Source organism: Streptomyces sp. NPDC054841 (genome assembly GCF_053611045.1).
Window position 1 is genome coordinate 1 of sequence record NZ_JBSGZO010000223.1, and the last position, 13,813, is coordinate 13,813.

The 13,813-nt window shown below is 70.8% G+C and carries 9 protein-coding genes; 4 read left to right on the forward strand and 5 right to left on the reverse strand.

Features of this window, described 5'->3' with window-relative positions; genetic code table 11:
• Window positions 1-410 precede the first annotated feature (410 nt).
• The 4 genes from ACWGI8_RS26120 to ACWGI8_RS26135 all read left to right on the forward strand — a co-directional run bounded on the left by ACWGI8_RS26120 (window position 411) and on the right by ACWGI8_RS26135 (window position 7,224).
• Complete coding sequence (locus ACWGI8_RS26120; RefSeq protein WP_453664461.1) at window positions 411-2,156, forward strand: D-glucuronyl C5-epimerase family protein; 1,746 nt, start codon at window positions 411-413, stop codon at window positions 2,154-2,156.
• Window positions 2,157-2,427: 271 nt separating this feature from the next.
• Entirely contained in the window at window positions 2,428-3,531 is a 1,104-nt protein-coding gene (gene wecB / locus ACWGI8_RS26125) for a non-hydrolyzing UDP-N-acetylglucosamine 2-epimerase (RefSeq protein WP_453664463.1), read from the forward strand.
• Between the two features lie 148 nt (window positions 3,532-3,679).
• The gene (locus ACWGI8_RS26130; RefSeq protein ID WP_453664471.1) at window positions 3,680-5,092 is read left to right on the forward strand and encodes a glycosyltransferase; all 1,413 of its coding nucleotides are present in this window, start codon (window positions 3,680-3,682) and stop codon (window positions 5,090-5,092) included.
• On the forward strand, window positions 5,089-7,224 hold the full coding sequence (locus ACWGI8_RS26135) for a glycosyltransferase family 1 protein (RefSeq protein WP_453664464.1): 2,136 nt from the start codon (window positions 5,089-5,091) through the stop codon (window positions 7,222-7,224). The genes ACWGI8_RS26130 and ACWGI8_RS26135 overlap by 4 nt, the downstream gene beginning before the upstream one ends.
• An 82-nt stretch (window positions 7,225-7,306) precedes the next feature.
• Here the strand turns inward: ACWGI8_RS26135 and galE are convergent, their stop codons facing one another.
• From galE to ACWGI8_RS26160, 5 genes are all read right to left on the reverse strand, one after another.
• Window positions 7,307-8,275, reverse strand: coding sequence for a UDP-glucose 4-epimerase GalE (gene galE / locus ACWGI8_RS26140; RefSeq protein WP_453664465.1), 969 nt, complete (start codon window positions 8,273-8,275; stop codon window positions 7,307-7,309).
• An 82-nt stretch (window positions 8,276-8,357) separates the two neighbouring features.
• Window positions 8,358-9,641: a nucleotide sugar dehydrogenase gene (locus tag ACWGI8_RS26145; RefSeq protein ID WP_453664466.1), complete on the reverse strand. Its 1,284-nt coding sequence runs from the start codon at window positions 9,639-9,641 to the stop codon at window positions 8,358-8,360.
• Window positions 9,638-11,299, reverse strand: a complete 1,662-nt coding sequence (locus ACWGI8_RS26150) for a glycosyltransferase family 2 protein (RefSeq protein ID WP_453664467.1) — start codon at window positions 11,297-11,299, stop codon at window positions 9,638-9,640. Before ACWGI8_RS26150 ends, ACWGI8_RS26145 begins: the two co-directional genes overlap by 4 nt.
• Window positions 11,296-12,309, reverse strand: coding sequence for a Gfo/Idh/MocA family protein (locus ACWGI8_RS26155; protein WP_453664468.1), 1,014 nt, complete (start codon window positions 12,307-12,309; stop codon window positions 11,296-11,298). The genes ACWGI8_RS26150 and ACWGI8_RS26155 overlap by 4 nt, the downstream gene beginning before the upstream one ends.
• A complete protein-coding gene (locus ACWGI8_RS26160) occupies window positions 12,306-13,424 on the reverse strand; it encodes a DegT/DnrJ/EryC1/StrS family aminotransferase (RefSeq protein WP_453664470.1) in 1,119 nt (372 codons plus the stop codon). The genes ACWGI8_RS26155 and ACWGI8_RS26160 overlap by 4 nt, the downstream gene beginning before the upstream one ends.
• Window positions 13,425-13,813: the final 389 nt, after the last annotated feature.

Genomic DNA, 13,813 nt, shown 5'->3' on the forward strand with positions numbered 1-13,813 from the left:
CTCCGGGCCTGGGGAGACCCCATGCATCCGACGCCGCGGCCTGTTCCTCGAAGTCCGGGCGATCAGGCCGACAGGCCCGCCCGGACAGGACCCAGGTCCTGTCCGGGACTGGGCGTCCGCCGGGAAAGGCGCCGGGCGTCGGCTGTGCCGGAGCTTTGCCGCCGGGCGCCGGTCACAGCGGGCTCCGGGTGTCAGCCGCAGTGGGCGACGTTCGTCAGCCGCGTCAGCCCCGCAGGACCCGGCAGGACGCCGCTGGACGCCGCAGCGCGTCAACCCCGTGATGGCCGGGAGGCCGGCTCAGGCACTCGATCGAGTCGGCCGTTCCGGTTGCCGCGTGTCTGTCATGAATTGCCACCTGGGCCCGCCCTAGGATCCCCAGCCATCGTTGGTCTTCCTCGGGGGGCTCAGGCATGGCTGATGGAAGCCGATCCGCGCTGGATCGCAGACGCTTCATCCACCTCGCGAGCAGCACGGCGCTCGGCACGGCGATCAGCACAGCGATCGGCGCCGCCCTCGTCGGCACGGACGGCAGCACGGCGCTGGCCGCCGACGCCGGCCCGGGCGCGCCCGCGGCTCCGGGCCTGCAGGGCAGGCGTGCCGTGGCGCCCCCACTGCCACCTCTTCCGGACCAGCCCGCCGACGGCGTGATCAGCGCGCCCGACCAGCCGGTCCGTATCCCCCGCACCCGGAGCACCCCTACCGCCGAGGCCGTACGGGACGACATGCCCACGACGCTGCCGTTCACGTTCCACACCTCCGGCTACACGGCGCTGCCGGACCTGCCGGAACAGCTGCGGCCCTGGCGCGACCGGCCCACGAGCTGGGCCAGGATCACCCCGGACACCGAGCACACCTACCTCGACCCCGCCGGCGTGATCATGTACCGCCCGAGCAGGGCCACGGCCGGGTACAACCAGCCGGTCACCCAGATCCAGTTCGGACTCGGCTGCATCACCAGCCACCGCACCGAGAAGGACCCCGCCCGCAAGGCGCTCTTCCTCAAGCGCGCGAAGGCCCAGGCGCAGCGCCTCATCGACACCCGGGTGGAGGCGCGCGGCGCGTGGTACTTCCCGTACCCGTTCGACTTCACGCACCGCTCCCACAGCGGCATCTCCTACCGGGCGCCGTGGTACTCCGGGATGGCGCAGGGCGAGGCGATCAGCCTCTTCACCCAGCTGTCCGGGCTCGACGGCGTGACCGCGGCGGAGCGCAGCCTCTACCGGGCGGCCGCCGACGGCGCGTTCGCCTCCCTGCTGCGCGGTGACGACGGCAGTCCGTGGGTCGTGAACCGCGACAGCGCGGGCTATGTGTGGATCCAGGAGTACCCCGTCGCCGCTCCCGGTGCGTCGGACTGCACGTACAACGGCATGATCTTCGCGATGCTCGGGCTCTGGGACTACGTCCAGGCGACGGGGAACACCCTCGCGGCCCGGCTGTACGACGGCGCGTGCACGACCATGGAGCACTGCTTCCCGACGCTGCGAAACCAGCGCTGGGCCTCGTACTACTGCCACACGCACCGGATCCCGACGCCGTCGTACCACCAGCACCACATCAATCTGTACCGGCAGCTGCACTGGCAGACGGGCAGCCCCCGCTTCGCCCACATGACCGACCTGCTGACCGACGACTTCCCCGCCGGGTTCCTGCCCGCGGGCTCCCCCGTCGCGTTCGCCGCGGGTGCGCACACCCTGTACCGGTACGACACCGACGCGGACGGCGACTACGTCGCCTCGAAGGGCGACGCCGAGCTCGCCCGCAGGACCGTGACCTTCTCCCGGCCCACTCAGGTACCGGCGAACCGGCGGCGGCGCATCAAGGGCCGCGGCGTGGCGTACCGGATCGCCGCGGGCGCCTACGAGGGCTGGTGGGCCGGCGAGGCTTACCCCAAGGCCTTCCTGCTCGGCGAGTACCTGCCCACGGTCTACCGGCCGGAGCGGACGCTGGCCCTCCCCGCGAACCGCGCGGTGACCTGCTACCGCCTCGGCACGGGCAGCAGGGCCGGCAGCACCCGGACTGTGACATTCGCCAAATCGTCCACCGCGCCCTTCGACCGCCGGTCGCTGGTCAACGGCAGGGCGATGTGCCGGATCACGGCCGGGGGCCTGGCGGGCTACTGGGTGCCTGCGTCGGACGTCCTCACCGACGGCCGCTGAGAAGCGCCGGGGACCTCGCACCCGGGGCCGTCCGCCTGCGCGGAGGGTCCCGGGTGACCCGTTTTCGGCCGAAGTACGCAGACGGTTCACGAAATCGTTATGCGGTCGCCGTGTGGCTGGCACGGGCGTCCTGACCATTGCCTGCATACGGCCGCCCGGCCGGTGCGGCCTCATGACCCGGGCCTGGTCAGTGCGCGGATTGCCTACCATTGCGAGCGGTGTGAGACCGTGACACGCCTGCCATCGCCCTGACCAAGAAGAAGAGTGCTCAGTGAAAGTCATCAGCATCGTCGGAGCCCGTCCTCAATTGGTGAAGCTCGCCCCCATCGCGGCGGCGTTCGCGGAGACCGAGCACGAGCACTTCATCGTGCACACCGGGCAGCACTACGACGCAGACCTCTCCGACGTCTTCTTCGACGGCCTCGGCATCCCTGACCCCGACGTGCACCTCGGCGTCGGCTCCGGCAGCCACGGTGTGCAGACGGGCTCCGTGCTCTCCGCCCTGGACCCGGTCCTGGAGCGCGAGAAGCCGGACTGGGTGCTCGTGTACGGCGACACGAACTCCACCATCGCCGGTGCGCTCTCGGCCGTGAAGATGCACCTGCCGGTGGCGCACCTGGAGGCGGGCCTGCGCTCCTTCAACCGGCGGATGCCGGAGGAGCACAACCGCGTCCTCACCGACCACTGCGCCGATCTGCTGCTGGCCCCGACCGAGGAGGCCATGCGCCACCTCGCGAGCGAGGGCCTCGCCGACCGCGCCGAGCTCGCCGGTGACGTCATGGTCGACATCTGTCTGCGGATCCGGGACGCCGTGCGGGCCGGGGAGCACGCCGCGCCGGCGCTGCCCGAGGGCATCGACCCGTCGCAGCCGTTCCTGCTGGCGACGCTGCACCGCCCGGACAACACGGACGACCCCGAGCGGCTCTCCGCCATCATCGAGTCGATGGCCAAGCTGCCGGTGCCGGTGGCGCTGCTGGCCCACCCCCGCCTGGTCGCGCGTGCCGAGGCGCACGGCATCAACCTGGCGCAGGGCAATGTGCACGTCGGCCGCCCGCTGCCGTACGCGGGTCTGGTCGCCGCCGTACTGGCCTCCACCGGCGTGGTCACGGACTCCGGCGGTCTGCAGAAGGAGGCGTTCCTGCTGGAGCGCATCTGCACCACGGTCCGCCCCGAGACCGAATGGGTGGAAACCGTCGACACCGGCTGGAACGTCCTTGTTCCCGACCCGCACACCCTCTCCCCCGAGGAGTGGGCCGCGACGGTCACCCGTGCCGTGCCGACCGCCGACCCCGGCACCCCGTACGGCGACGGCCGGGCCGCTCAGAACGTTGTCCGGATCATGGAAGAGTGGAAGGGGGGCAGCCGGCACGCGTGACGGAGCACCGGCCCCGGTCCCGCCCTCCCCCAGCAGGGGGCGACGCGGAGACAGGTGGCCCGAATCCGTACATGTCACCGTGCTAGCGTCACCGGTTATGTCAGCGTCTCCCAGGTCCGGGCTGCCCGCGGAAGGCAAGCGGCCTCATGTGATCTACCTCGCCATCGGATTCCCGCCGGCCGCCAAGAGCTCGGCGTACCGCATGCGCGAGACCGCGAACCAGTTCATCAACGTGGGCTGGGACGTCACCGTCGTCACCGTCGCCCAGGAGTCCTGGGAACGGGACTCCGGCGTCGACCTGACCCTGCTGGAGCAGGTCGACCCCAAGGTCAAGATCGTCGAGCTGCCGCTGGCGCGCGAGGATCTGGAGACGGACATCCGCCTCTACGACGAGGCGCGTGCGCTCAACCCCAACGGCTGGGTCGCCAAGCTCCGCCGCCGCCAGATGAAGCCGTTCCCGGAGCCCAACTTCGGTGAGTGGCGCACGGACCTGGAGCAGGCCGTCCTGCGGATCCACCAGGACCACCCGGCGGACCTGCTGCTCGCCAGCTGCGTCCCGTACGTGAACCTCGCCGCGGCCTGGAAGCTGTGGGAGGAGAAGCAGGTTCCGTACGCGGTCGACTTCCGCGACGGCTGGTCCATCGACGTGATCGAGGGCATCGAGGCCTTCGGACGCGACTCCGAAGAGGGCCGCTGGGAGCAGAAGATCCTCGACCAGGCGGTCTCGCTCTGGGTCGTGAACGACCCGATCGCCGAGCACTACCGCAAGCGCTACCCGGACTTCGCGGACCGGGTGCACGTCGTGCGCAACGGCTACGACGCGGACAGCTCGCCGGGCCGCGCCCACAACCCGGACCCCGAGTCCGGTCTGGTCTTCGGCTACCTCGGCACGGTCAACTTCACCCCCCAGCACCTGGAGACGGTGCTGAACGCCTGGCGGGCGGCCCGCGAGAAGGAGCCGTTGCTGGCCAACGCGCGCTTCGAGGTGCGCGGCCACATCGGCAACGGCGCCGGCCGTGAGGCGAACCGTCACACGGAGATCCTCAAGCAGGCCGAGGCCGACGGCGTCCACTTCGGCGGTCCCGCCGCCAAGGCCGAGGTCGCCCAGATCTACGCCGGCTGGGACGCCATGGTGCTGATCCTGATCGGCGGCCGCTACGTCACCTCCGGCAAGGTGTACGAGTACATGGCCACCGGCCTCCCGATCGTCTCGGCGCACGTCGTCGAGCACGACGCGTCGAACGTGCTGGAGGGCCACCCGCTGTGGACGGGCGCCGTCGGCATCGACGAGGAGGGCCTGACCGAGTCGTTCGTCAAGGCCGCGCACATGGCGGTGGAGACGAGCGACGAGGTGCACGCCGAAGCCATGGCCCACGCGGACCAGTTCACCCGCGAGGCGCTGATGACCGTCGCCGTGAAGAACCTCGTCGAGGGGTTCCTGGCGGAGCGCACCTCGCCCGGGGCCCAGGAGCTCACGGCCGGTGACGCCGCGGCGCCGGGCACCGAGGACGTGGCGCCCCTCGCCGAGAAGTCGATCGTCGCCGGAGGACCCACCCCGTGACCGAAGTCCTGTTCATCGCCGCTGCCAAGCCGCAGTTCGGTGTGCTCGCCGACTCGGTGCGCAAGTTCAACGCCCAGGGTGCGCGGGTGCACCTGGCGGGCACGTTCCACCTGGAGTCCAACGCCGAGGAGATCGCCGCGCTGGAGCTGGCCGGGCTGCACCAGCTGCCGCGCAGCGTGGCGCACCGCAGCCAGGCGCTGCGCCGCAAGGCCCGCACCTCCCCGCTCGGTATGCGGGTGTGGATGCAGTCGAAGGGCGACTCGTGGCTGCGCGCCCGCGCCCGCAAGGCGGATGTCCTGGTCGCCCTCGACCCGGGCGCCGTGTACACCGTGTGGCGACTGGCGCAGTACAACCGCAGCGCCGAGGCCATGTTCGGTCTCGCGCCCGCGCTGAAGGCCGTCGAGGGCCTGCGGGCGCAGGGCGGCAGCGTCCCGCGCCGCTCGGTCCTGCCTCCGCTCGACGCCGTCGCCCGCGATGTGCGCCGCTCCGTGGACGGACTGCCGGCCACGCTGCTGCGGACCGCGACCGCGCGGCCCGTGATGCGCTCCACGGTCGGTGCCCGGCTGTGGCGCTCCGCCGTGACCGCTCCCGGTGTGCCGACCAAGGTGCGCGCCGTGACGTCCCGCTACGTCGCCGAGGGCATGCAGTGGGCGGGCCGTACCAGCGGCGCCGCCATAGCGCTCGCGGATGCCGCGTCGAAGATCCCGGACCTCGGGCTCAAGGCGCAGCTGCTCGACGAGGGCGTCATGAAGGAGATCACGAAGGGCATCAGCCCGCGTCATCTCGACAGGGCGGTCGCGGCCCAGCTCGCCCACGCGGACGCGAAGTTCGCCGCGGGGAAGATCGACGCGGCGGCCGGCGCGCTGGACCGTGCGCTGTTCCTGGACTTCCACCGGGTGCTGCACATCGACCAGCTGTCCTCGCCGCTGGCGAAGGACGCGGAGGGCTTCGTCGCCCCGCTGTACCGCTCGAAGGCGATGCAGGCGCTGAGCCGTCCGCAGGGCCGCAGGACCCCTGCCGCCCCGGCCCCCAAGGACCGTCCGCTGCGGCTGCTGGTGACCACCAGCGCCAACGACAACTTCCTCCACCACATCCTGGAGCACTTCGGGAACCACCCCGATGTCGAGCTCCGCTTCCTGGACCTGGCCGCGACGAAGCCGCTGAAGCGGATCGCGTGGGCGGGCCGGCGGATGCTGGAGGACCGGCTGTCGGGCGGTACGAGCGACTACCAGGAAGAGGTGGAGCGGCTGATCCGCCCGCACCTCGACTGGGCCGACACGGTCTTCCTCGACTGGTCGGTGGGTCCCGCCGCGATGCTCACCACCATCGACCCGGGTGACACCCGGATCGTGGTCCGGCTGCACAGCTACGAGGCGTTCACGCGCTGGCCGCACATGACGGACTTCTCGCGGATCGACGATCTCGTCTTCGTCGCCCCGCACGTCAAGGACCTGGCCGCCTCGCTCGTCCCGCAGCTGCGCGGTGAGCAGGCACCTCGCTTCCACATCCTCGACAACGCGATGGACCTGTCGGGCTTCGCCCGCCCGAAGCCGGCCGAGGCCCGCTTCAACCTGGGTCTGATCGGTATCAGCCAGGTCGCCAAGGACCCCAAGTGGGCCGTGGACGTCCTGGAGCGGGTGCGCAGGCACGACGAGCGCTACCGGCTGATCCTGGTCGGTGGCGACATGGACCCGAAGACCAGCCGCGCGACCCGCGAGTACCGTCGCGAGTTCGAGAAGGAGCTGGCCCCGCTGGAGGAGTCCGGCGCGGTGCTGCGGCTCGGTCCGACGGACGACGTCCCGTCGAAGCTCGAAGAGATCGGCACCATCATCAGCTCCTCGGTCCGTGAGGGCTGCCATGTGGGCCTGATGGAGGGTGCGGCGAGCGCCGCCGTCCCGGTCGCCCGCGACTGGCCGTTCTACGCGGGCAAGCCGAACAGCGCCCGTACCCTCTACCCGGAGGGCTGGGTCGTCGGCTCCCCCGAGGAGGCGGCGAAGCGCATCCTGGAGACCACGGCCACCGAGGATGCGTGGCGCGACGCGGGCAAGCTCGCGGCCGAGCACGCACTCTCGGCGTGGGACTGGCCCGTCGTGCGGAAGCAGTTCGAGAAGCTGTTCCTCGAAGAGCGCTGATACGAGTACGAGGAAGGGCCCCCGGGATACGTCCCGGGGGCCCTTCCTCGTACCGGCTGAGCTGTGCGGATGGCCGGCTGACCTACGGATGGCGCAGCTGCCAGCCCGCCCACGCCGACTCGACCATCTCCCGGACGTCGTGGCGCGCGCTCCAGCCCAGCTCCTCGCGGATGCGGTCGGCGGAGGCCACGACCCGCGCCGGGTCGCCGGGGCGGCGCTCGGTCACCTGCGGCTCGACGTCGGTGTGACCGGTGACGTCCTGGATGATCCCGACCATCTCGGCGACCGAGACTCCTTCGCCGCGGCCGATGTTGAGGATCAGCCGGGCGTCGGGGTCGGCGGCGAGCCGGCGGGCCGCCGCGACATGCGCGGAGGCGATGTCCTCGACATGGATGTAGTCGCGGATGCAGGTGCCGTCGGGCGTCGGATAGTCGTCGCCGAAGACCCGGGGCGCGTCATCGGCGGTGAGCCGCTCGAAGACCATCGGCACCAGGTTGAAGACGCCGTCGTCCCCGAGCTCGGGGGTGGCCGCGCCCGCCACGTTGAAGTAGCGCAGCGAGGCGGTCGCCATCGGGTGCACCGCGCCGACCGCCGTGACGAGCCACTCGCCGGCGAGCTTGGTCTCGCCGTACGGGTTGATGGGCGCGCACGGCGTCTTCTCGGTGACGAGGTCGACGTCGGGCATGCCGTACACGGCGGCGGAGGAGGAGAACAGGAACCGGCTCACCCCTGCGGCGACGGCCGCGTCGAGGAGGACCCGCAGGCCCTCCACGTTCTCCCGGTAGTAGTAGAGGGGCTTCTCGACGGACTCGGCCACCTGCTTCTTGCCCGCGATGTGCACGATCCCGGTGACGGCGTGCTCGCGCAGGACGCGGTCCACGGTGTCACGGTCGAGGACGGTGCCGACCTCCAGCGGGACACCGGCGGGCAGCCGCTCGGTGCGTCCCGTGCTGAGGTCGTCGAGGACGACGACGCGCTCACCGCCATCGGCCATCGCCTTCACCACGTGCGAGCCGATGAATCCGGCGCCGCCGGTGATCAACCAGGTCATGGGGAACCCTCCTGCGAGCGGGCCCTGCCCCACAGGTGCGCGGGGCAGGGCCTCAGGTCGTTACGTACGGGACAGGCCGTCCTCAGCCGCCGATGACGACGCGGCGGACGCCCTCCCAGCGGGCCGGGTCCGTCGTGCGGCGGCCGTCGACCAGGACGGTGACGTCCGGCAGGTCGGAGGCCGCCAGCTCGCGGTACTCGGCGTGGTCGGCCTGGAGGATCGCCGCGGTGACCGTCTGGCCCTGGTGCGGGGTGAGGCCGTGCGCGGAGAGCTCCTCGTCCGTGTACATCGGGTCGGAGACGAACGGCACCGCGCCGCGCGCCTTGAGGGCCTCGACGGTCCCGAAGACACCGGAGAACGCCGTCTCCTTGACGCCACCGCGGTAGGCGGCGCCCAGCACCAGCACGTTCACGTCCTTCAGGTCGCCGTAGGCGGCGGCGAGCAGGTCGACGGCGTAATCCGGCATCGCGGCGTTGGCCTCGCGCGCGGCGCGCACGACGGTCGCCTCCGGGTCGTTCCACAGGTACATCCGCGGGTAGATCGGGATGCAGTGGCCGCCGACGGCGATGCCGGGCTGGTGGATGTGGCTGTACGGCTGCGAGTTGCAGGCCTCGATGACCTTCTTGACGTCGATGTCGTTCTTGTCGGCGAAGCGCGCGAACTGGTTCGCCAGACCGATGTTGACGTCGCGGTACGTGGTCTCGGCGAGCTTGGCGAGCTCGGAGGCCTCGGCGGTGCCCAGGTCCCACACGCCGTTCGGCTGCGGCAGATCGGCGCGCTCGTCGAAGTCGAGGACCTGCTCGTAGAACTCCACACCGTGCTTGGTCGAGGCCTCGTCGATGCCGCCGACGAGCTTCGGGTAGCGGCGCAGGTCGGCGAAGACCCGGCCGGTGAGCACGCGCTCCGGCGAGAAGACCAGGTGGAAGTCCTTGCCGGGGGTGAGGCCGGAGCCCTCCTGGAGCATCGGCGCCCAGCGGGTGCGGGTGGTGCCGACCGGAAGGGTGGTCTCGTAGGAGACGAGGGTGCCGGGCTTGAGGCCCTTGGCGATCGCCTGGGTGGCGGAGTCCATCCAGCCGAAGTCCGGGGTGCCCTCGGCGTCCACGAACAGCGGGACGACGACCACGACGGCCTCGGACTGCGCGACGGCCGCGGCGGTGTCGGTGGTGGCCGACAGCAGCCCGGCGTCGACGGCCTGCTTCAGCTTGACGTCCAGGTCGTGCTCGCCGGGGAAGGGCTCGGTGCCGGCGTTGACCAGCTCGACGACCTTCTCGTTGACGTCGGCGCCGATGACCTTGTGGCCCTTGGCGGCGAACTGCACGGCGAGCGGAAGCCCGATCTTGCCGAGCGCGACTACACAGATATTCATCGGGTCAGTTTCCTCTTCACACGGGACATCAAGTGGCGCAGCCGGCTGCCCTCGCCGGACGACGGGGACTCCCAGAGCGGAGCCGTGGTGATCACCAGCCGCCCCTTGGCGTTCGCGTTGGCGGAGATACGGTACGGAACCTTCTCGCGCCAGCGCCGGGCCAGGGGAAGCGGTCGGCCCAGGGTCTTCACCGGGACCTCGTACGTCGAGCCTGCCACGTCCAGATAGGCGCGGACGCCGAGCTTGGCCTTCGCGGCCTTGACCGGGATCCGGGCGGTGAGCACCGTCCCCCTGCCGTCGGCGGTCGCGGTGCGGCTCAGCTCACCTGCCGGGGCGGGCAGTTCGGTGCCGACGGGCAGCCGGCGGGCACCCGGCTTGTCGGCGCTCTTCGGCATGGCCTTGTTGGCGAGCCGGATGACGGCGGAGTCCGTCTCCCCGGCGACCGGGACGCGGACCGCGAGGGCCAGCGTCAGATCCTGGCCCAGCTGCTCCCACTGGGCGGAGATCAGTCCCGTGCCGTCGGCAAGCTGCTTGGGCACGGACTCCCCGATGACCTCGAAGAGCCGGTCCGGCAGGCCCAGCGCCGGGTCACGGAAGCCGGGGTAGCGCAGGAACGCGCGGCCGTCCTCCAACAGCATCGGGGGCGCGCCTCCCCCTACGCCCTGCGGGCGTGGGGGGACCCCCACGGCCTCTTCGCTGATGGCGCGGACGAGCTCGGTGACAGCGCCGCGCTGGGCGAGCGCGATCCGTACCCGCCGCTTGACGTCCATCGAGTCGCGCAGCGGCTCGGTGAAGTACTCGTCGGCGAGTGCCGCGATCCCGGCGCAGACCTGGACCTGCGTCTCCCGGTCGAGGGCCGGGAAGTCGTCCTGGACCAGCTTGGCGAGCTCCCAGGTGAAGTGGCGCTTGAACACCGCGTCACGCTGCGGGCCCGCCTCGATGAGACCGGCCGTGAACTTCATGATCTCGGCGGTGCAGCGCAGCCGCGCCAGATGGTTGGCGCGGTACGTGATGTTGCTCGCGTCGCCGCGCTTCACCGCGTAGTAGTACGTGTAGTCCGCGAGGACCGAGATCTTCTTCGCCCGTACGCACGCCTCGATCGTGAACGGCTGGTCGCTGCCGACCGGCAGGTCCTCGGGGAAGCGCAGCTTGTGCTGCTCGACCAGCTCGCGCCGGAACAGCTTGGTGTTGGCCAGCGTGAACGGCAGCGCCGAGTCGTACAGGCTGATGTCCGGGTCGCTCTTCTTGTAGAGCGCCTGGTGGACGTAGCGGCCGTTCGTGCCGACCATCTTGCCGACGACGACATCGGAGCCGTGCTTGTCGGCACAGGCCACCATGCGCTTCAGCGCGTCGGTGCCGAGGTAGTCGTCGGAGCCGATGAAGTACACGTAACGGCCGGTGGCCACCTCCAGGGCCCGGTTGCTCGGTGCAGCCGGACCGCCGGAGTTGGCCTGGTGGATCACCTTCACGGTGCCGGGGTACCGCTCGGCGAAGCGGTCGAGTTCCCGGCCGCTGTCGTCGGTCGAGCCGTCGTCGACGGCCACGACCTCCAGCCGGTCCACTCCGATACTCTGTCCCACCAGCGAGTTCAGGCACTCGGTGAGGTACGGCATCGTGTTGTAGACGGCTACGACGACGGTGACATCGGGGGTGGTCAACTGGCCACGTCCTCCGGGGTCAGCTGCACGGTGAGCCCGCTGTTGGCGGAGTCGATGACGGCCGCGGCGACCTCGACGGTACGCAGACCCTGGCGCAGTGTGCAGATGTCCTGGGACTTGCCGAGGACCGCGTCCCGGAAGAGCTCGTGCTCGACGAGGAGCGGCTCGCGCTTCGGGATGGCGTAGCGGATCATGTCGCCCTCGGAGACACCGCGGAAGGCCTGGAGGGCCTCCCACTCGGTCGTCACGGCCGCGTTCGAGTAGAACGTCAGGTCGGCGGTGAGGGTGTCGGCGATGAAGCAGCCGCGCTCGCCGGTGACCGAGGTGAAGCGCTCCTTGAGCGGGCTCAGCCAGTTGACGAGGTGGCTGACCATCGTGCCGTCGGAGAGCTTGCCGACGGCGGAGACCATGTCCTCGTGCGGGCGGCCCGACTTGGAGACCGTGTGCGCCGCGATCGACGTGTACTGCTGGCCGGTGACCCAGGCCGTCAGGTCGATGTCGTGGGTGGCGAGGTCCTTGACCACGCCGACATCGGCGATGCGGTGCGGGAAGGGGCCCTGGCGGCGGGTGACGACCTGGAAGACGTCACCGAGCTCGCCGGCCTCCAGCCGGGAGCGCAGGCTGCGCAGCGCCGGGTTGCAGCGCTCGATGTGGCCGACACCGGCCACCAGGCCGCGCGACTCGAAGGCCTCGACGAGGCGGCGGGCGCCCTCGACGGTGTCCGCGACCGGCTTCTCGATGAGAGCGCCGATCCCGGCCTCGGCGAGCTTGAGGCCGACTTCCTCGTGCAGCGCGGTCGGGCAGGCCACCACGGCGTAGTCGACGCCGAGCGCGATCAGCTCTTCGACGGTGGACAGCACGGGGGCGCTCTGCGCCCAGCCGTTCTTGTCGCCCATCGGGTCGACGACGCCGACCAGCTCGACGCCGTCCAGCCCGGCCAGTACACGGGCGTGGTGGCGCCCCATGGAGCCGAGGCCGATCAGCCCGGCCCGCAGTCCAGCAGCAGTCACAGGTTCTCTCCCAGCGCGTTCACGGCGGTGACGATGCGCTCAAGGTCGCCCTCGGTGAGCGAGGGGTGGACGGGGAGCGAGACGACCTCGGCGGCCGCCCGCTCGGTCTCGGGCAGGTCCCAGTTCCGGCCGGCCTTCTGGTCCGGCTCCCAGTACGGCTTCAGCCGGTGGATGGGGGTCGGGTAGTAGACGGCGTTGCCGACGCCGGCCTCGGTGAGCTTCGCCATGGCGGCGTCGCGGTCACCCTGGATACGGACCGTGTACTGGTGGTAGATGTGCCGGGCGCCCTCGGCGACCACCGGCGTCACCACGTTGGCCGCGGTGATGTTCTCCGTGAGGAACGCGGCGTTCGCGATGCGCTGCTCGGTCCAGCCGCCCAGCTTCGAGAGCTGGACCCGGCCGACGGCGGCGGCGACGTCCGTCATGCGCATGTTGGCGCCGACGATCTCGTTGGCGTACCGCTGCTCCATGCCCTGGTTGCGCAGCAGGCGCAGGGTGCGGGCGACCTCGGCGTCGGCCGTGGAGATCATGCCGCCCTCGAGGCTGTGCATGTTCTTCGTCGGGTAGAAGCTGAACGTTCCGCCGGAGCCGAAGGCGCCGACCGGGGTGCCGTTCAGCGCGGCCGCGTGCGCCTGGCAGGCGTCCTCGACGACCGCGAGCTTGTGCTTGCCGGCGATGGCCATGATCTTGTCCATCGCGGCGGGGTGGCCGTACAGGTGCACCGGCATGATCGCGGCGGTGCGCGGGGTGATGGCGGCCTCGACGGCGGCCGGGTCGAGGCAGTAGGTGTCCGCCTCGATGTCGGCGAAGACGACATCGGCACCGACCAGGCGGACCGCGTTGGCCGAGGCGGCGAACGAGAACGACGGGACGATCACCTCGTCACCCGGGCCGATGTTCAAAGCCATCAGAAGGAGGTGCAGCGCGGAGGTACCGGAGTTGACGGCCACGCAGTGGCGCCCCTCCACGAGCTCCGAGAAGCCCTCCTCGAACGCGGCCACCTCGGGGCCCTGTACGACCCGGCCGCTGCGCAGTACGCGTACGGCTGCTTCGATCTCTTCTTCACCGATGACCGGGCGGGCAGCGGGGATGGGCTGCTCGTTGCTGCTCGGCATGGACGTCCTCCTTGAACACCGCAAGAGCTCTTTGTGGCAGAGGTCCGGGGTTGCGGGGCGTCTGTGGGCCGCGCGAACCCCTCCGGCGCTATTGCCGACGCCCTACCGAGGAATGCTGGGACCGGTCTGTCCCTTCAACCGGGCCGGTCACCGACCGTAGTCTCCGGGCGGGGCCCCGGCACGGCAGCGACCGCCGTCACATTATCAGGAATTTCCTAGTCAATTTCTGGGCCGTTAACGGGGCCAGGCATCAATTGCGCTACAAACACCGCGCCCCGTCCCCCGGTCATGAGGGACGGGACGCGAACGTTCAGCCGTCGGTCATCGATTGTTCAGCTCTCGACGGACACGGTGGCGGACGCCGTCACGGAGGGCAGCGTCTGCTGCTC